The organism is Rhodococcus sp. 3258 (assembly GCF_031456475.1).
In the GTDB taxonomy this organism is placed as follows: Bacteria; Actinomycetota; Actinomycetes; order Mycobacteriales; family Mycobacteriaceae; genus Rhodococcoides; species Rhodococcoides fascians.
On the sequence record NZ_JAVDUT010000008.1, the window covers coordinates 24,020 to 42,800 of the forward strand.

Annotated in this window: 18 protein-coding genes; 11 read left to right on the plus strand and 7 right to left on the minus strand. The window is 64.2% G+C overall.

The window, feature by feature from the left end:
- Positions 1 to 15 precede the first annotated feature (15 nt).
- From aspA to J2X62_RS20980, 4 genes are read left to right on the plus strand one after another with little or no spacing between them, the layout of a single operon-like run.
- Positions 16 to 1,455, plus strand: a complete 1,440-nt coding sequence (gene aspA, locus J2X62_RS20965) for an aspartate ammonia-lyase (RefSeq protein ID WP_310183126.1) — start codon at positions 16 to 18, stop codon at positions 1,453 to 1,455.
- 4 nt (positions 1,456 to 1,459) lie between these two features.
- Entirely contained in the window at positions 1,460 to 2,893 is a 1,434-nt protein-coding gene (locus J2X62_RS20970) for an amino acid permease (RefSeq protein WP_027498435.1), read from the plus strand.
- The gene (locus J2X62_RS20975) at positions 2,886 to 3,806 is read left to right on the plus strand and encodes an asparaginase (RefSeq protein WP_094643896.1); all 921 of its coding nucleotides are present in this window, start codon (positions 2,886 to 2,888) and stop codon (positions 3,804 to 3,806) included. The genes J2X62_RS20970 and J2X62_RS20975 overlap by 8 nt, the downstream gene beginning before the upstream one ends.
- 57 nt (positions 3,807 to 3,863) lie before the next feature.
- Positions 3,864 to 4,184, plus strand: coding sequence for a hypothetical protein (locus tag J2X62_RS20980; protein WP_310183130.1), 321 nt, complete (start codon positions 3,864 to 3,866; stop codon positions 4,182 to 4,184).
- On the opposite strand, the gene J2X62_RS20985 is transcribed toward J2X62_RS20980, so the two are convergent.
- Entirely contained in the window at positions 4,149 to 4,955 is an 807-nt protein-coding gene (locus tag J2X62_RS20985; protein ID WP_310183132.1) for an MOSC N-terminal beta barrel domain-containing protein, read from the minus strand. The genes J2X62_RS20980 and J2X62_RS20985 overlap by 36 nt on opposite strands.
- 21 nt (positions 4,956 to 4,976) lie before the next feature.
- Between J2X62_RS20985 and J2X62_RS20990 the strand changes: the two genes are divergently transcribed.
- Positions 4,977 to 5,549 carry an isochorismatase family protein gene (locus J2X62_RS20990; RefSeq protein ID WP_032365156.1) on the plus strand — a complete coding sequence of 191 codons (573 nt, stop codon included), beginning with the start codon at positions 4,977 to 4,979 and terminating at the stop codon, positions 5,547 to 5,549.
- 12 nt (positions 5,550 to 5,561) lie between these two features.
- On the opposite strand, the gene J2X62_RS20995 is transcribed toward J2X62_RS20990, so the two are convergent.
- The gene (locus J2X62_RS20995) at positions 5,562 to 6,164 is read right to left on the minus strand and encodes a hypothetical protein (protein WP_032386158.1); all 603 of its coding nucleotides are present in this window, start codon (positions 6,162 to 6,164) and stop codon (positions 5,562 to 5,564) included.
- Between the two features lie 49 nt (positions 6,165 to 6,213).
- On the opposite strand from J2X62_RS20995, the gene J2X62_RS21000 reads away from it, so the two are divergent.
- Both J2X62_RS21000 and J2X62_RS21005 read left to right on the plus strand, forming a co-directional pair.
- Positions 6,214 to 7,626 (plus strand): glucose-6-phosphate dehydrogenase (NADP(+)), encoded by a 1,413-nt coding sequence (locus J2X62_RS21000; RefSeq protein ID WP_027498429.1) that lies wholly within the window; start codon positions 6,214 to 6,216, stop codon positions 7,624 to 7,626.
- Between the two features lie 162 nt (positions 7,627 to 7,788).
- Entirely contained in the window at positions 7,789 to 7,944 is a 156-nt protein-coding gene (locus J2X62_RS21005; protein ID WP_179273912.1) for a hypothetical protein, read from the plus strand.
- An 80-nt stretch (positions 7,945 to 8,024) separates the two neighbouring features.
- Here J2X62_RS21005 and J2X62_RS21010 read toward each other — a convergent pair whose 3' ends face one another.
- The gene (locus tag J2X62_RS21010) at positions 8,025 to 8,231 is read right to left on the minus strand and encodes a PspC domain-containing protein (protein ID WP_027498428.1); all 207 of its coding nucleotides are present in this window, start codon (positions 8,229 to 8,231) and stop codon (positions 8,025 to 8,027) included.
- 281 nt (positions 8,232 to 8,512) lie between these two features.
- On the opposite strand from J2X62_RS21010, the gene ppk2 reads away from it, so the two are divergent.
- The 3 genes from ppk2 to J2X62_RS21025 all read left to right on the plus strand — a co-directional run bounded on the left by ppk2 (position 8,513) and on the right by J2X62_RS21025 (position 12,530).
- On the plus strand, positions 8,513 to 9,457 hold the full coding sequence (ppk2, locus tag J2X62_RS21015) for a polyphosphate kinase 2 (RefSeq protein ID WP_045840630.1): 945 nt from the start codon (positions 8,513 to 8,515) through the stop codon (positions 9,455 to 9,457).
- Between the two features lie 1,086 nt (positions 9,458 to 10,543).
- Complete coding sequence (locus J2X62_RS21020; RefSeq protein ID WP_027498426.1) at positions 10,544 to 11,377, plus strand: alpha/beta fold hydrolase; 834 nt, start codon at positions 10,544 to 10,546, stop codon at positions 11,375 to 11,377.
- A gap of 127 nt (positions 11,378 to 11,504) precedes the next feature.
- Positions 11,505 to 12,530, plus strand: coding sequence for an alpha/beta hydrolase (locus tag J2X62_RS21025; RefSeq protein ID WP_371832756.1), 1,026 nt, complete (start codon positions 11,505 to 11,507; stop codon positions 12,528 to 12,530).
- Positions 12,531 to 12,532: 2 nt separating this feature from the next.
- On the opposite strand, the gene J2X62_RS21030 is transcribed toward J2X62_RS21025, so the two are convergent.
- Positions 12,533 to 14,602 (minus strand): prolyl oligopeptidase family serine peptidase, encoded by a 2,070-nt coding sequence (locus tag J2X62_RS21030; RefSeq protein ID WP_310183141.1) that lies wholly within the window; start codon positions 14,600 to 14,602, stop codon positions 12,533 to 12,535.
- Positions 14,603 to 14,716: 114 nt separating this feature from the next.
- On the opposite strand from J2X62_RS21030, the gene lpdA reads away from it, so the two are divergent.
- Entirely contained in the window at positions 14,717 to 16,132 is a 1,416-nt protein-coding gene (lpdA, locus tag J2X62_RS21035) for a dihydrolipoyl dehydrogenase (protein ID WP_032365160.1), read from the plus strand.
- A 70-nt stretch (positions 16,133 to 16,202) separates the two neighbouring features.
- Here the strand turns inward: lpdA and J2X62_RS21040 are convergent, their stop codons facing one another.
- From J2X62_RS21040 to J2X62_RS21050, 3 genes are all read right to left on the minus strand, one after another.
- On the minus strand, positions 16,203 to 17,252 hold the full coding sequence (locus J2X62_RS21040) for a M48 family metallopeptidase (RefSeq protein ID WP_032365161.1): 1,050 nt from the start codon (positions 17,250 to 17,252) through the stop codon (positions 16,203 to 16,205).
- Positions 17,253 to 17,369: 117 nt separating this feature from the next.
- Positions 17,370 to 18,134: a class I SAM-dependent methyltransferase gene (locus J2X62_RS21045; protein WP_256983310.1), complete on the minus strand. Its 765-nt coding sequence runs from the start codon at positions 18,132 to 18,134 to the stop codon at positions 17,370 to 17,372.
- The gene (locus J2X62_RS21050; RefSeq protein ID WP_027498420.1) at positions 18,131 to 18,691 is read right to left on the minus strand and encodes a carboxymuconolactone decarboxylase family protein; all 561 of its coding nucleotides are present in this window, start codon (positions 18,689 to 18,691) and stop codon (positions 18,131 to 18,133) included. Before J2X62_RS21050 ends, J2X62_RS21045 begins: the two co-directional genes overlap by 4 nt.
- Between the last annotated feature and the right edge of the window lie 90 nt (positions 18,692 to 18,781).

Consider the following 18,781-nt stretch of genomic DNA (forward strand, 5'->3'; position numbering starts at 1 on the left):
AGGAGCGCACCCACCGTGGCCGATACCCGCATCGAGAAAGACCTTCTCGGCGAACGCGAGATTCCGATGACCGTTTACTGGGGGATCCATACCCTGCGCGCGCTGGAGAACTTTCCCATCACGGGGCGGCCGATCTCCACCAATGCCCACCTCGTACGCGGGCTGGCAGCCGTGAAGTGGGCGGCCGCGGCGGCCAATCAGGACCTCGGAATACTCGACGCCACCCGCGGGGAAGCGATCCGGGCCGCGTGCCAGGAAATTCTCGACGGCCAGTGGCACGAGCAGTTCGTCGTCGACGTCATTCAAGGTGGCGCGGGTACGTCGACCAACATGAACGCCAACGAGGTCATCGCCAATCGTGCCCTGGAAATCCTCGGCCACGCGCACGGTGACTACTCGATGCTGCACCCCAACGAGCATGTGAACGCCTCGCAGTCCACCAACGACGTGTATCCGACGTCGGTGAACATCGCGACCATCTTCGCGGTGCACGAGCTGATCGCATCGATGAAGGTCCTGCGAGATTCGTTCTCCCGCAAAGCAAGCGAGTTTGCCACCGTCGTGAAGATGGGCCGCACCCAGCTGCAGGACGCGGTGCCGATGACACTCGGTCAGGAGTTCGGCACCTACGCGATCATGATCGACGAGGACTGCTCCCGGCTCGAGGAGGCCGCGCTGCTGGTGCACGAGATCAACCTCGGGGCCACGGCCATCGGTACCGGGCTCAATGCTCCTGCCGGATACACCGAGTCGGCCGTCGCGCACCTGCGCACCATCACCGGCCTGCCGTTGGTCACCGCAACGGACCTCATCGAGGCAACGCAGGACGTCGGTCAGTTCGTGCACCTGTCGGGTGTGCTCAAGCGCGTCGCAGTGAAACTGTCGAAGATCTGCAACGACCTTCGGTTGCTGTCCTCCGGGCCGCGCGCGGGCTTCAACGAGATCAATCTGCCTCCGATGCAGGCGGGTTCGTCGATCATGCCCGGCAAGGTCAACCCCGTCATTCCCGAGGTTCTCAATCAGGTTGCCTACGAGGTGATCGGTCACGACGTCACCATCACGATGGCCGCCGAGGCAGGGCAGTTGCAGCTCAACGCTTTCGAGCCGATCATCGTCAAATCCCTGTCCGACGGTATGGCGCATCTGAGTGCGGCCTGCCGGACCGTCGCGCATCGGTGCGTCGCCGGCATCACCGCGAACATCGATCTGCTGCGTGAGCGGGTGGAGAACTCGATCGGTCTGGTCACCGCGCTCAGCCCGTACCTCGGGTACGTGGAGTCGACGGCCATTGCGCAGGAAGCGCTGGTCACCGGCCGCAATGTCGTCGACCTGGTGCTCGAGAAGGGCCTGCTGGCGCGAGAAGAGCTGGATCGATTGCTGAGCCCCGAGCATCTCGCGAACCTGCGGGTGGCTCCCACCGAGCATTCCGTTGCTCCCGAGACGTCGACGAGGTAATGCGATGAGCACCGAGAACCCGATCCAGAAGCAGGCCTTCCGCGAGGAGGAGCTGGGGTATCGAAAAGAGCTGGCTCCGCGCCAGATTCAGATGATCGCCATCGGCGGCGCGATCGGCACCGGCCTGTTCATGGGTGCCGGTGGAAGACTGCGCGACGCCGGGCCCGCGTTGGTTCTGGTCTACGCACTGTGCGGCTTCTTCGCATTCCTGATCCTGCGCGCGCTGGGTGAGCTGGTGATGCACCGCCCGTCGTCCGGATCGTTCGTCTCGTACTCCCGCGAGTTCTTCGGTGAGAAGGTCGCGTTCGCGGCCGGGTGGTTGTACTGGATGAACTGGGCGATGACGGCCGTCGTGGACGTGACGGCAGTGGCGTTGTACATGAACTTCTTCAAGAAGTACTGGGCACCGCTGGGCAACGTGGATCAGTGGGTGTTCGCGCTGGCCGGCCTGGTGTTGGTTCTCGGTCTGAACCTGGTGTCGGTCAAGGTGTTCGGTGAGCTCGAATTCTGGTTCGCGCTCATCAAGGTCGTGGCCCTGGTGACGTTCCTCGCGATCGGCACCTACTACGTCATCTTCGGTACCCCCATCGACGGTCAGGCTCCGGGTCTGAGCGTCCTCACCGACAACGGCGGTCTCATCCCCAACGGACTGCTTCCGGCGATCGTCGTGATCCAGGGCGTCGTATTCGCCTATGCCTCCATCGAATTGGTCGGTACCGCCGCCGGAGAGACGCAGAACCCCGAGAAGGTCATCCCAAAGGCGATCAACACCGTCATCGTCCGCATCGTCGTCTTCTACGTCGGCTCGGTGCTGCTGCTCTCGCTGTTGCTGCCGTACACCGCGTATCAGGCCGGGGAGAGCCCGTTCGTCACATTCTTCGGAGCGATCGACGTCGAGGGTGCCGACGCGATCATGAACCTCGTCGTGCTCACCGCAGCGCTGTCGTCTCTCAACGCCGGGCTGTACTCCACCGGTCGCATCCTGCATTCGATGGCGGTCGCCGGTTCGGCACCGAAATTCGCGGCCCGCATGAACAAGCAGGGAGTTCCGTACGGCGGCATCGCACTGACGTCGGTGGTGACGCTGCTCGGGGTCGTCCTCAACGCAGTCGTCCCGGCGCAGGCGTTCGAGATCGTGCTGAACCTTGCTGCGCTCGGCATCATCAGCGCGTGGGCCGTCATCGTGGCGTGCCAGCTCAAGTTCTGGTCTCTGTCCAAGACCGGCGCGGTAACCCGGCCTGCGTTCCGGTTGTTCGGTGCCCCGTACACCGGCTACGCAACGCTAGGCTTTCTGGCGTGTGTACTGGTACTGATGGCCTTCGACAAACCCGTCGGTACATGGACCGTCGCGTCCATCCTGCTCATCGCGCCGATGCTGATCGCCGGATGGTACATGTGCCGCAACAGAATTCGAGAGGTAGCCGCCCGTAATGACTGAGGAGTGGAGCCTGCCGGAACGACCCGACAGTGCTGAGTTCGTCGCGTTGTTGACCACCGGTGGGACGATCGCCAGTAGTCGCGACGAGCACGGGGTTTCTCGGCCGGTCGCAGGCGTGGGCGTCGACATGGACGGCGTGGTGGTGCGCGAGGTGATGTCGAAGGACAGCTCCGCCCTGGACCTCGCCGATCTCGACGCCATTCGCACTGCCGTGGTCGACGCGTTGGCCGAGGACGGCTGCGCCGGAGTGGTGGTGTTGCACGGCACCGACACCATGGAGGAGTCGGCGTTGTACGTCGACCTGTTCCACGACGACGCGCGTGCGGTGGTGTTCACCGGGGCCCAACGCACCGCCGATCATCCGGACCCGGACGGCCCCGGCAACATCGCCGCAGCGGTGACGGCGGCGCGGTCCGAGCAGGGGGTGCTGATCGCGTTCGGCGGACGAGTACTGCCGGCCCGCGGGGCGATCAAGAAGCACACTTCCGAACTCGACGCCTTTCGGTCGGCAGCAGTGCCGAGGCCGGACCCGCTGCGGTGGCAGCCCGTCGCGGGAGTGCGCGTGGACGTGGTGGCCCTGTACCCGGGCGCGGACGGGGTGCAGATCGATGCCTGTCGCGAAGCCGGGGCGTCGGGCATCGTGCTCGAGGCGTTGGGCTCGGGTAACACCAACGCTCTGGTGGTGCACGCGGTGAAAGAGGCCGTTGCTGCCGGGCTGCACGTGGTCGTCACGACGCGGGTGCCGTTCGGTGAGACCTCGCCGACGTACGGCGGCGGAGGCGGCGGCCACGATCTGCTCGACGCCGGTGCGGTGTTCTCCCGCGAACTCCGGGCCGGGCAGGCGCGCATCCAGTTGGCGGCGCTGGTCGCCACCGGAGCGACTGACGTAGTTGTCCACAATTCGTTCGCCTAGGCGGGATCCCGCCTGCGGAGCCGAATAGTGGACACTCAGCGCACCAGGGAGGCTGACGTGAGCACGATCGAGATCGAGTTCGCTCCACATTGGGTGAACGCGTCGTTGGTGCGCATGCTGGCGCGGCCGTTCGTGACGATCGACGGCGTGGAGCATCGCCAGTCGTGGTCGAAACCGTCGACCTACGAGCTGGCACCGGGTGGCCACGAGCTCACCGCATTCATCCGCTACCGCGGCACGACGTCCGCACTCGGCACTGGACGGCGACGCGTCGAACTCGGTGCAGAACAGCATCTTCGGCTGCGAGCTCGAAACGGGTGGGCGAACCACATGCCGTTCGAGTTACAGCTCCGATTCGCCCCAGGTCTCGACGCGTAGTTCGTCCCCGACCGAGATTGTCCCTTCCTCGATCACCGAGAACTTCGAACCGAAGGCGACGCCCTTCTGCCGAGCCCGGCGGTAGGTGCCGAGAGTGCGCAGAGGTTCGGGTCCGGTGCGAATACCGGTGCTCTGCTCCACCGTGGTGACGGCGCAGCGGATCGCCAGCTTCGTGTACGCCAATCGTGCGTCGCCGATCGAGATGTTGCGCACTTCGTCCTCGACATGAGCGTCCTGCGAGCCGTCGACGACGATGTTGGGCCGAAATCGGTCGATCGGCAGCGGGGCGTCGAGGCGAGAGTTCAGACCGGCCAGCGTGGCGGTCGAGAGGATGTGGACGGCGGCGCTGTCGGCGAAATGGGCCGAGCCGGGACGGATTCCGTCGGTGACGCGGCCGTGATCGCGGGGCGCGGCGACGAGGCGGGAGGGCTCGCCGATGACGTCGGTGAGCCAGGCGGCGATGTCGTCGCCCTGGTCGATGCCCCGCAGCGGCGTGCCGAACATCGTGACCCCGCGGTCCGCGGAATCACGATCGACGACGGCGGTGACGCTCCCTGCGCTCTCGTGGCGCAGTGTCAGTGAGCCGTTTTCCACCGAGCAACGAACGACGGCCAGCACGGGATCGGTGCGTTGGCTGCGGAACGAGCCGTCGGAGTCGACGATCATGAACGCTCGGTCGTGTTCGAGACCGGCTGTGCTCACCCGGGCCGAGTCCAGTGCCGTACCGGCACATCCTTTGACGGGATAGGTCACCAGAGACGACACGCGCACCCGTCGAGGATACTGGGACACATGACTCGTGCTCTGTTGGTAGTCGATGTTCAGAACGATTTCACCGAGGGTGGTGCTCTGGCCGTGGTCGGCGGTGGGGAGGTGGCGCGCAGGATCAGCGCGTACCTCGCCCGGAGCGGCGACGACTACGACCTCGTGGTGTCCTCACGCGACTGGCACGACGGCGACAGCGACAACGGTGGACATTTCGCCACCGACGCTGCCCCGGATTTCGTCACCACGTGGCCCGTGCACTGCGTCGCGGGAACGGTCGGCGCGGAATATCACCCGGATTACCGAACCGGCAGCGTCGACGTGCATGTCTACAAGGGGCAGGGCAGACCGTCGTACTCGGCGTTCGAAGGCGTCACCGAGGACGGAACATCCCTGTCCGAGATCCTGACCGCCAACGAGGTGACGGCCGTCGACATCGTCGGTCTCGCCACCGATTACTGCGTGCTGGCGTCGGCGAAAGATGCAGTGGCACAGCACCTGGACGTTCGGGTTCTCACCGATCTGGTGGCCGGGGTCGCTCCCGAGACTTCCGCAGCGGCTCTCGACGAACTGCGCGAAGTCGGAGCAGCAGTGGTGTGAAACAGCAGTGGTCTACGAGTCGATCGTGGTGGTGATGGAGGTGACCGACGGTGCCGCGGGGGTGCTGCCGAATCCGAACGTCACCGGGGGAGTGACGGGCGTCAGCGAGCCGAGGTCCTCTCCTTGCCAGGATGCGACGACGTCGACGACGCGGTGCTGGTGCCTGGCTCCGTAGTATTCGCGCCGGCCTCCGCCGGCGCTGCCGCGAGTTCGCACTCCGCGCAGTATCACTCGGGCGATGGGGTCGCTGATCGTGCAGAACCACGGTGCGGTGGACACGGCGTCGGGGACGAGGCTCAGGGCGCGGCCGAGAACCGTCGGTCCGGCCACTCGGATGCGTACCGACAGATCCCCGGCCACGACGGACCGCCACCCGTCGGGCTGTTCGGAGAAGGTGACCGGTACCAGCTCGGTGGAATCGAACGAGTATGTCGCCGTGACGAATTCACGTACCGCCTCGTTCGGGGCCACGAGTAGGCGTCGACCGTCCGCGAATTGGACCATCACATCGGTGAATTCGCCGAGGGGCGAGCGCGTCCAGTGTCCGACGACGATGCGCACTCCCGATGTCGTACCTACCCCGTAGATCTCTCCGTGAAACCGTGATCTGGTCATCTTCGTGCACTCTCACCTAGGTAGCACTATGCGGTGCATAGTGGAGGTCATGGCGTCCTCGCAACCCACTGTATTCGTCCTGTTCGGCGCGACCGGAGACCTCGCGAAGCGAATGGTTCTGCCGTCGTTCTACCAACTCCACGTCGAAGGCCTGCTGCCGGAGAAATGGATCCTGATCGGCAACGGTCGCAAGGACTCGTCCGACGACGAGTTCCGCGACCACGTGAAAGATGTGCTCGACGAGTTCGCCGAGAACGTGGCCGACGACGATTGGTCGGCGTTCTCGAAGCGAATCCGTTTCGCGGGCAACGGCTTCACCGTCGACGATCCCGGCAAGCTCCCCGACGTCGTCGCCGACGCCAGGAAAGAGATCGGTGACGACGCACAGCTGGTGCACTACATCGCGCTGCCGCCGAGCACGTTCGTCGACTACACGAAGGCCCTGGGTGCACACGATCTCGCCGAGGGTTCCCGAGTGGTGTACGAGAAGCCGTTCGGCACCTCGCAGCACAACTTCGAGGAACTCGACAAGGCGGTGCACGAGGTCGTGAAGGAGGAACAGGTCTATCGCATCGATCATTTCCTCGGTAAGGAAGCAACGCAGAACCTGCACGTGCTGCGGTTCGCCAACGGCATGATCAGCGGCATCTGGAACTCCGAGCACGTGGAGCATGTGCAGATCGACGTGCCCGAGACACTCGACATCGACGACCGCGCCGAGTTCTACGACGAGACCGGTGCCGTACTGGACATGCTGGTGACCCATCTGTTCCAGGTGGCCGCCGAGGTGGCCATGGAACCCCCTGCGTCGTTGAAGGCCGAGGATCTGCAGTCGGCTCGCGAAACGGTGATCGGGCAGTTCCGTCCACTCGACACCGACGAGGTGGTTCTGGGGCAGTACGACGGCTACCGCGACGTCGACGGCGTTGCCGAGGATTCGACGGTCGACACGTTCGTGGCCGCGAAGCTGTGGGTGGATACCGATCGCTGGCGTGGGGTGCCGTTCCTGCTTCGTACCGGCAAGATGCTCGGTGCCGGAGCGCAGCGGGTGTCGCTGGTGTTCCGCAAGCCCGCCGACAGTCCACTGTCGACGCTGCCCGAGGACGGCGCGGTGCTCTCGTTCGACCTGTCCGGTGACGGCAGCATCGATATCGCCATGACGGTCAAGGAACCCGGACCGGATTTCGACCTGTCCGTCGGGCATCTGTCGTTGCCGCTGAAATCGGTGCCCGACGCGGAGCCGTTGAGCCCGTACTCCCGGCTGATCCTCGATGTACTGAACGGGGACCGATCGCTGTTCACCAGACCCGACGGCCTGGCCCACGTGTGGGAGGTGGCGGCGCCGCTGTTGAACGATCCGCCCGCGGTGAAGAACTATGCGCCGGGCTCGATGGGACCGACGGAAGCCGACGATCTGGCTGCGCCCTGCGGTTGGTTGATCACCGGGAAAACCGAGGACTGATCACCGGAACGGTGAAGAACCGGGTCGGCTTTCGAGCCCCGAAACAGCCGGTGGGTCCTTTTTGTCCGAAACGATGGAATGGATCGCGTCTGGAACGTTATGTTCCTGTGGCCTGGTCACCTTCCGACTCGGGCCACGACGTGTCTTTCGAAAGGCTTACCCATGCTCCTCGATCTCCTCACCGGCCTCCTGCCCATCCTCGGCGGCGGCGAAGACGGTGGCATCACCGGACCCATCACCGGTGGCCTCACCGATGGTCTCGGTGAACTTCTCGACGGACTGTTCGGCGGAAGCACCGGTAGCTTCGGCTCCAGCTAGGCCCCATTCCGCGAAGTCCGACGGCAAGGCCCCGTTCCTCCGCCGGCGAGGATGCGGGGCCTTTCCGCGGTCGCGGGAGCTCACGGGCGGCGCGGCATCAGCATCAGGGCCGCCAGGTAGATCAGCACGACTGTGCCACCGCTGAGCACTGCACCGGCGACGGTGGCGACGCGAACGAGGTTGACGTCCCAACCGAAGTAGTCGGCTATACCGCCGCAGACGCCTCCGATCATCTTCTGTGAGTTGGACAGGGTGAATTCTCTGGGGGAATTGCTCTCGAATGTCATGGTGAGAAGTCTGCGTCGCCGACGCCTGTGGGCACATCGGGGCTTTCACCCATATCGACCCGGAGAATCGAACGATCGAGAAACGGGTCGCCGAACAAGTTCGGTGACTTTTACGACGCAGACACTCGACCTGTTGTCGGCGCGAGGATTACGGTCGGATGTGTCGGTCGCTTCCGGTCCGTCCCCCTTGCAGACCGGAAGCGTGTCCGATGCGTCCGGTTGCGCTCGGTGTTCACCGAATCGCCATGGACCGGTCACCGATGAGCACTAACTTTCGGCGCATGACCGACTTCGATCTCCGCAACGGCGTGGCTGCACGCAAGAATCTCAGCGACGTGCGGGACATCACGACCGCCGTGGATCTTGCCGATACTTCGGGGTTCGTCGTCGACGACTCCGATGACGACGACCCGGTGCTGCTGACGGTCCCGGGCGGTCACGTCGTCGACACGTGGCGGGAGAACTACCCCTACGACGAGCGTATGACCCGCGCCGAGTACGAACTCGAAAAGCGGCTGCTGCAAATCGAACTGCTCAAGCTGCAGATGTGGTCCAAGGACACCGGACGACGACACGTCATCATCTTCGAGGGTCGCGACGCCGCCGGTAAGGGCGGCACGATCAAGCGGTTCATGGAGCACCTCAACCCCCGCGGCGCACGCGTCGTCGCGTTGGAGAAGCCGTCGGTGCGGGAGTCGACGGAGTGGTATTTCCAGCGGTACATCGGGCATCTGCCTGCGGCCGGCGAAATTGTGATGTTCGACAGGTCTTGGTACAACCGTGCCGGTGTCGAACGGGTCATGGGGTTCTGCACCGAGGAGCAGCATGCACAGTTCGTTCGGCAGGCACCGCTGTTCGAGCAGATGTTGGTGGACGAGGGCATCAGCTTGACCAAGTTCTGGTTCTCGGTGTCGCAGCACGAGCAGCGCACTCGCTTCGCGATCCGGCAGGTGGATCCGGTACGGCAGTGGAAACTGTCGCCGATGGATCTTGCGTCACTGGACAAGTGGGATGCGTACACCGCTGCGAAGGAAGAGAACTTCCGCGCCACCGATACCGACGTAGCACCGTGGACCGTGGTGAAGAGCAACGACAAGAAGCGCGCGCGGATCAACGCGATGCGGTTCGTGCTCAACAAGTTCGACTACGCCAACAAGGACTCCGAGATCGTGGGCGAAACAGACCCGTTGCTCGTCGGTCGCGCGAAAGACGTGCTCGGAGAATAATTCTGGGCTACATACCGGGGTCTGCTCGGTGAACGTCCTGCGTCGCTTCGGTATCCGCGCAGTGAGTTCGTGCCGCGTTGTGCACCGCGACGGTGGTTGCGGTAGGAAAGTGGTAGGCCGTATTACCTACGGCTGTACGAAGAGACGAGCATCAGGAGTTCTCATGGGTTCAGCTGCGCAGTTCATCACCGACATTGCAACCGGAGTCTACGACGGCATCGTCGACGCGATCGTCGAGCAGATCGTCGGCGTGCTGACGTCGGGTAGCGCCGCGTAATTCGTCGGTCCACGAGTCGCGGTCGCTGTCGGGGGCGGCCGCGACTTTTCGTCTCCGTGACCGTTTTGTGACAGCTCACCAAGATTTCTGACTTTTCGATGCCAATGCGTGTACGAAACGTTATCCGTTCGGGTAGAAATCTTCATGCAGAGGTAATCGAGTGACGACCGTCACGTTCGATCTGCACATCCCTCGAACAACAAGGAGCCTGTCGCATGTCCGCTGAACTCGGTGACCTCTTGGCAATCTTCATCCAGCTCTTCTCGGGTATCAGTTCTTCCTCCGACTGACATCCCGGCTCCGCGCCGTAGGCCTCGGCCAGGACGGCAGACCGGAGCCGAATCGATGAACAGTAAGGCTCGCGACGCCGCGTCGGCGGCGAATCCCCCTCTCTCGAAGGAGTTTTGATGGAATTTCTCTCGCTGTTGCTGCAGTTGCTCGCTGTCGGCAGCTCCGAAGGAACAGGTTCGGTCGTCAACATCCCCGGCACGCTTCCCAGCTGAAGCGCGACCCCGAAGCCGGGCCCGACTTACCGTCGGGCCCGGCTTTCTTGGTTTCGAAGTGTCATTCGTTCGACCGAAATATCCTCCAGCGGTCGATGATTCGCCGCCGACCGGGTAGACCTGAGCCTCATCGTCGATGCGCTCGGTATCGACGGTAGTAGAGGGGGCACCATGCTCGAAGCCATAGTCGGATTCATCAACAGTCAACTGTTCTGGTTCAGCTGGTCGACCGGTAGCTACCACCCGATCATCCTGTGAGGTAGTGCCCTGGGGCGGGTGCGGTCGCACCCGTCATAGGGTTGGCCGATGCAGACGGTTCCGATTCAGATGCCCGACGGTTCGACGGTGCCGGTGACGCTGTTTCCGAGTGAGGGCCGAGACGATGCGCCCGTCATCGTCGTTCTCCCGGGTCTCGGCATCCCCGGCGGCTACTACCGGCTGTTCGCCGAAGCGCTCGTCGCCCGCGGATTCCATGCTGCGATCGGCGATCTTCGGGGCCAGGGGGACAGTAAGCCGAAGCCGAGCTCGTCGAGCAGGTACGGATATCAGGAACTGGTCTCGGTCGACTTTCCGGCGATCTTCGAGGTGGTGCGCGAGCAGTTTCCCGCCGCAACCCCGTATCTGCTCGGCCACAGTATGGGCGGACAACTGGGCGCGATGTACGCCGCCCGAATTCGAGGCAGGCTCGGTGGCTTGATCCTGGTGGCATCCGGGTCGCCGTACCACCGCGGTTTCGGCACCACTCGCGGGGTCCCGCTCTACTTCGGCGCGGCGGCGATGGCGATCACCAGCAACATCGCCGGATTCTGGCCGGGGGACCGCATCGGCGTCGGCGGATTCGGCCGTCAATCACGAGTGTTGATCGACGACTGGTCGAGGTTCGCCCGAACGGGCTCGATCGAGCCGGCCGGTGCCGACATCGACTACGAGGAACGGATGGGCCGGCTGACCCTACCGGTGCTGGCAGTGACCATCGAGGGCGACGATCTGGCACCCAAGGGTTCGATGGAGAATCTGACGGCCAAGCTTGCCAACGCCGACATCACCACCGAACACATCGACGAGCCGCTGGGCCACAACGGGTGGATCCGCAATCCCACCGCGGTGGCCGACCTGGTCGAGCGGTGGATGCACCGCTGACACAACCCCGAGCCGTACGATACGGTCGTTTGGATTAATTCATGCGATAAGTTCCAACTCCGCGCCCGTTCTGGTGTACAACGCTAGTGACTCAACTTCTGTTCTGCCGAAGATAGCGAGCACGTGTATGAACGGCCTGGGGGCTACAGCTCGTCGGATCGGTAGGGCTGTGCTCGTGGCCGCGTGTATCGCTGCGTCGGCCTCGCAGGGCACGGCCCTCGCCGCGCCCGACGCGGACAACGCGTCGACGTCGTACGTGGTGCGCACGGAGGAGACCGACGCAGTCGCCATGACGGCGTTCGTGCATTCGGCCGCGATGGATCGGACCATCCCGCTGAAGATCCTTCGCTCTCCGGACCGCGCGAAGCCGAGCCCCACCGTGTATCTGCTCAACGGCGCGGGCGGTGGGGTGGACGGTATGGACTGGTACACCCAGACCGATGTCGTGTCGTTCTTCGCGGACAAGAACGTCAATGTGGTCACACCCGTCGGCGGGGCCTATTCCTACTACACGGACTGGCAGCGAGACGATCGCGTGCTCGGCCGCAACAAGTGGGAGACCTTCCTTACCCGTGAACTGCCTCCACTCGTCGACCAACTGCTGAAGACCAACGGCCGCAACGTCATTGCCGGAATCTCGATGGCTGCGACGTCGGTGCTCAATCTGGCGGCACACAACCCCGGTCTCTTCCGGGCGGTCGGCTCCTACAGCGGCTGCGCCTCGACCACCGATCCGTTGGGTCGCGCGTACGTCAAGACCGTCGTATCGATGGCGCTCGGAACCGACGTGAAGAACATGTGGGGCGCGGACGACGACCTCGACTGGGTGCACAACGACGCTGTCGTCAACGCCGACAAGCTGCGCGGCACCGCGCTGTACATCTCCAACGGCAGTGGCCTGGCGGGGGCATCGGACACCTTCGACGGAACCAACCCCAACGGCCCCGGTTTCGTGCTGCTGAACCAGATGGTGGTGGGCGGCGCCATCGAGGTCGCCACCGGCGACTGCACCCGTCGACTGAAGAGCGCTCTCGAAAAGCTGGATATACCAGCCCATTTCGAGCTACGGGAACGCGGGACGCACTCCTGGGGATACTGGCAGGACGATCTCCACAATTCCTGGCCGATGTTCGAGCAGGCTCTGGCCGACTGACATCACCGGCTCTCGAGGTGCCGCCACAGGAACTCGTACGTCAGTGCGGTCTTGAAAGCCAGCTGCGCATTGTCCGACGCCCCGCCGTGGCCGCCCTCGATGTTCTCGTAGTAGCTCACGTCCTGACCGAGCTCGGCCAGCCGCGCAGCCATCTTGCGCGCGTGTCCGGGATGGACTCGATCGTCTCGGGTGGACGTGGCGATGAGTATCGGTGGGTACTTCCGCTCGGACGCGGCCACGACGTTCTGGTACGGGGAGTACTGCGAGATGAACTCCCATTCGGCGGGGTCGTCGGGGTTGCCGTACTCGGCCACCCAGGATGCTCCCGCGAGCAACAGGTGGTACCGCTTCATGTCCAGTAGCGGGACCTGACATACCAACGCCCCGAACAGTTCCGGGTACTTCGTTTCCATGATGCCCATCAGCAGGCCGCCGTTGCTGCCGCCCTGGGCGGCCAAGCGATCGGCGGTGGTGATCCCTCGGGCCACCAGGTCGCGGGCGACCGCGGCGAAGTCCTCGTGGACCAGATGCCGGCCCGCTCGCAACACCTGGGTGTGCCAGGACGGTCCGTACTCGCCGCCGCCGCGGACGTTGGCGACGACGTAGGTGCCGCCGCGCTCGAGCCACGTTCGACCCATCGCTCCGCTGTAGCCGGGCGTCATCGAGATCTCGAAGCCGCCGTAGCCGTACAGCAGTGTGGGGCCGGGGCCTGCGTCGCCGCGTCGGACGACGAAGTAGGGGATCGCGGTGCCGTCGTCCGACTCCGCGAAGAACTGTTGCACGGTCATGCCGTCCGCGTCGAAGAAAGCGGGAGCCTGCTTGAGTACCTCGAGCGCGCCGCCGACCGTGCCGACCAGCAGCGTGGCCGGGGTGAGGTAACCCGAGGAGCCGAGGAAGAACTCGTCCCCGTTCTCCTCGGCGTCCGTACCGATGATCTCGGTCGACGCCAACTCCGACAACCCGTCGACGGTGGCCGTGTCCCACTCCGTCGTGCGCGTTTTGCGCCCCTCCAGGTACGCAAAACGCGCACGAGGGGTGAGCACATGCAGACGAGTGCGGACATCCTGCAGCGTCACCAGCAGCAGATGATTCTCGGTCCAGGCGTACTGATGCAGGGATGTGTGCTCGTCGGGAGTGAACAGAACCGTCAGAGATGCTGTGCCGCTCATGAATTCGTCGAAGTCGGCCGCGAGCAGCGCGCCCGCCGGATGGGTGACACCGTCGTAGGTCCACTCGGTCATCGTCCGAACCAGCAGCCAGTTCTCGTGGACCGACGTCGATGCGTCCGTCGGCGTCGGAATGCGGGTCACCGCCGTACCGTCGAGCACGTAGGTCTCGGAGTTGTAGAAGTCGGTGGACCGCTGCACGAAGTCGCGCTCGAATCCCGGCGTGCGGTCGTGCCACGCGGAGATCGAGATGTCCTGGGATTCGCCCTCGTAGACGGTCTCCGCGTCGGCGAGCGGGGTGCCTCGGTGCCATCTCTTGGTGATCCGCGGATAGCCGGATTCGGTCAGGGACCCCGGTCCGAAATCGGTGCCGACGAACACTGTGTCGACGTCGATCCAGCCGATGTCGGTCTTGGCCTCGGGCAGCGTGAAACCGCCGTCCTCCGCAGCGCGGAATGTGCGGGAGTCGAGATCGAACTCGCGTACCACCGTCGCGTCGGCACCGCCTCGGGACAGCGTCACCAAAGCGCGCAGCTGGTCGGGGCGCAGTACCTGAGCGCCGCCCCATACCCAGTTCTCGCCCTCGTCGGCGGCCAGGGCATCGAGATCGAGCAGGACGTCCCATGCGGGTTCGTCCGTGCGGTACTCGTCCATCGTGGTGCGCCGCCACACCCCGCGGATGTGCTCGGCGTCGCGCCAGAAGTTGTAGAGGAACTGCCCGCGCCTGCGTGCGTACGGGATCCGCGCATCGGTGTCGAGAATCTCGCGTACACCCGCCACGGTGGCGTCGAAACGCTCGCCTGCCAGCGCCTCGATCGTCACCTCGTTCTTCTCGCGTACCCACGCGAGTGCGTCGTCGCCGGTGACGTCTTCGAGCCAGAGGTACGGGTCGTCCGAGAAAGCCATGGCACAGTTCTAGCAGCACACGTGCGGTCGGGTGCAGGACGCGTGCGAGGCTACCGGCTGGTAACGAAGACCAGGTCGAGACAGTGTCGAAGGGCACGACTACGCTGGGGACTCGTGACCTCACACTATGACGTCGTTGTCCTCGGAGCCGGTCCCGGTGGGTACGTCGCTGCTATCCGCGCGGCACAACTCGGACTCAGCACTGCCATCATCGAGAAGAAGTATTGGGGCGGTGTGTGCCTCAACGTGGGCTGCATCCCCTCGAAGGCGCTTCTCCGTAACGCCGAGCTGGCGCACCTCTTCACCAAAGAGGCCAAGCTGTTCGGTATCTCGGGTGAAGCATCCTTCGACTTCGGCGCAGCATTCGACCGCAGCCGCAAGGTCGCGGACGGACGCGTCAAGGGCATCCACTTCTTGATGAAGAAGAACAAGATCCCCGAGTACGACGGCCAGGGCACGTTCACCGATGCCAACACCATCGAGGTCGAACTGTCCAAGGGCGGCACCGAGACGATCACGTTCGACAACGCGATCATCGCGACCGGCAGCACCACCAAGCTGCTCCCGGGAACCGAGCTCAGCAAGAACGTCGTCACGTACGAAGAGCAGATCATGACCAAGGATCTGCCGGGCTCGATCCTCATCGTCGGCGCGGGTGCCATCGGTATGGAATTCGGGTACGTCCTGAAGAACTACGGAGTCGACGTCACCATCGTCGAGTTCCTCGATCGCGCGCTCCCCAACGAGGACAAGGACGTCTCGAAGGAGATCGAGAAGCAGTACAAGAAGCTCGGCGTCAAGGTCATCACCGGCGCAGGTGTGCAGAGCATCGACGACGACGGCTCCAAGGTCACCGTCGAGATCAAGCACAACAAGTCCGGTGAGAGCGAGACCTTCACCGTCGACAAGGTGATGCAGTCCGTCGGATTCGCTCCTCGCGTCGAGGGCTTCGGTCTCGAGAAGACCGGTGTCGAGCTCACCGATCGCGGTGCCATCGGCATCACGAACACGATGCAGACCAACGTCCCGCACATCTACGCCATCGGCGACGTCACCGCCAAGCTCCAGCTCGCCCACGTGGCGGAGGCGCAGGCCGTGGTGGCTGCCGAAACCATCGGCGGCGCAGAGACATTGCCGATCGACGACTACCGGATGATGCCACGCGCCACGTTCTGCCAGCCGCAGGTCGCCAGCTTCGGTCTGACCGAGGACCAGGCCCGCGAAGAAGCGCAGGCTCGTGGATCCGACATCAAGGTCGCGAACTTCCCGTTCGCCGCCAACGGCAAGGCACACGGCCTGGGCGACGCGACGGGCTTCGTCAAGCTCATCGCCGACACCGAGCACGGTGAGCTGCTCGGTGGCCACCTCATCGGACCGGACGTCTCGGAGCTGCTGCCGGAGCTGACCCTGGCCCAGAAGTGGGACCTGACGGTCAACGAGCTGGCCCGCAACGTCCACACGCACCCGACGCTGTCGGAGGCACTGCAGGAAGCGATCCACGGCCTCGCAGGCCACATGATCAACTTCTGATCTCTGCTGTAGAACGACGAACGGCGGCGACCACCTCGGTGGTCGCCGCCGTTCGCTTCGTTCTGGGGTGCTAGGACTTTCGCCAGTGATCGAACCTGCCCTTGATGTCCGACGCCACGTCGCCGATTCCGTTGCCGACGGCGTCGACGGCACCGGTGAAGCCGCTGCCGATGTCGCGGACCGTCTTGATCAGCGGGTCCTCCGACGTGTCGAAGTTGTTTTTGTACGTGCGGGCCGCGTTACGGAACTCCTCCGACACCTTGGCCTCGTGGTCGGTGGACCGGCGTGGGTAGTCGCCACGAAGGACCGCCGCGTACTCGCCGGTGTCGACCCACTTCTTCAGTTCCGCAGCTCGCAGCACCGAGAACGGGTGCGAGAGGAGTTCGAGATTGAGCAGCTTGAGCACGCCGTCGCGCAGATCTCCACTGGCCTCGTACTCGGCGGCCTGAGCGAGGAAGGCGTCGACGTCGATTTCGCTGATACGTGCGCCGCCCGCCAACTTGAGCTGCACGCTGATCGCGGTGTGCACATCCTGTCCGCACAGCAAACCTGCTCTGTCGCCGGATAATTCGGATTTGCGCTGCCATTCCATCAGCCCCGCGATGACCGCGCGCAAGGCCCAGCCGCCCACCGGAACCCAGCCGACCGTGCCGGCGAGGCGCATCAGGTGCATGAGAACGGTGCGGTACACCGCGTGGCCGGACAGGGCGTGGCCCAGTTCGTGGCCGACCACGAATCGCTGTTCCTCGTAGGTCATGATGTCGAGCATGCCGGTGGTCAGGACGATGAACGGTCGATCCATCCCGATGGTGAACGCGTTGACCATCGGCGACTGAACCACGAACAGCTCCGGAGTTTCCTCCGCGCCGAGAATCTGCACACAATCGGCTCGAAGATCGTTCAGATCCTTGAACTGGCGTTCGTCGACGCGCACCGCGGTGGCCAAGTACATCAGGCGGTGCTGTCTCTCGCGCAGCAGTCCGGACAGCGTTCGCAGCACCGTGTCGAAGCCCTTGAGGGTGCGAAGAGTGACCAAGGCTGCTCGGTCCGAAGGGTGTTCCCAAGTGCGAGAAGAGATATCGGGAAACTCGATACGAGTACGGTCCGGTGCGTGTGTCACTGTGTGGCTCCCAGTCTGATCGGTCTGTTTGCCAAAGTATCAGTAAAAAGCCCTTCCGGTTCGTTCTTGACCACGGTCAGGTCTCGCATTGCCGGGGGTACAGCAGGGTCGGTAGCGCTAATTCTTGGTGGCACTGACGAATTGGGCGAGACCGCGGATGTCCTGCTCGATGTCGGTCATGCCCGCAGCGGCGAACATCTCGGTGAACTGCCCCTTCGGGAACATGCGTACCCCGACGGCGGCAGATCCCAGGCCGACGACGGTACGCAGCGGTGCCAGGCCCAGTTGACAGCTGGTCATGATGGCGATGCGTCCACCCGGTCGCAGGACGCGGATGAGCTCGTCGACCACCTGCAGTGGATGTGGCACGAGATACAGTGCGGCATAACAGCATACGGCGTCGAATGTCGCGTCGGCGTACGGGAGTTCGGCCGCATCGCCGCGAACGTACGCCGCACGCGGCCCCCGATTGTCGCGCACTGCGCGAGCGATCATGGCCTCGGAGATATCGAAGCCGACGGCGATACCGTCCTCGGTCAGCTGCTCCGACAGGAACCTGGTGAAGTTGCCGGGGCCGCAGGCGACGTCCAGGACTCGCTGCGGCCCGCGTAGCCGCAGATCGGCGACGGCCTTGGCGCGTTCGGCGGACATGGGCAGCCCGCCGATGCCCATCATCGATACTCCGAACGGGCGCCACATGTTCTCGTAGATCGCCGCGACACCGCGGTTGTTCATCGCTCGGCTGGCCATCGTGGGATTGGGGGCTTTGGCGTCGCCCATGAGTTCGACGTAGCCGCCGTCGATCCGGGCGCTCGTGCGCACCGACTCCGGTTCGATCATCGCCAGAGCGCGGCGCAGTGCAGTCTCGGGTGTCTCTTTCATCGTCGTGGTGGCCGGTCGCCGTAGTCGCGTTCGACGCGGAGGGTGCCCAATGTGGTTGCCAGCCCGTCGTATTGGGTGACCAGTAAGACGAATTCGATGAGGCGACGTTCGTCGAACTGGGTCGCCAGTTCGGACCACGTGGCGTCGGTGAGCGTCTTGGTCTCGATCAGCTCGTCGACGGCAGTGAGGATGGTGCGGTAGCGAGTAGACAGCCCAGGGGCGTGCGGGCCGGTCATGATCAGCTCGAGCAGGTCTCGGTCGATGCCGGCTCGACGGCCCAGGCGGATGTGGTGGTCCATCTCGTATGCCGATTCGCGCAGGTGCGCCACCCGGAGAATCACCATTTCCGATTCCTTGCGGGAGATCTTTCCGCCCGGCATCAGATGGCCGCTGTAGAACAGCCACGCCCGGTACAGGCCACCGGTTCGACCGAGAGTGGTGAACAGGTGGGGGTTGGGTACTCCCGCGCCTTTGGCGATGACCTTGCAGATGACCCAGTTGACGGGGCCGAGAGTGCGGGCGGTACCGGACGGAATGCGAGGAGTGGTCACGATCACATCCTACCGACTGGTAGCTCCGCCGTCCGGGGACGCGGTTCGCAACGCCTTGCAGGGTAGGCTAACCTCTTTTGTGTCTCGCATTGTTCT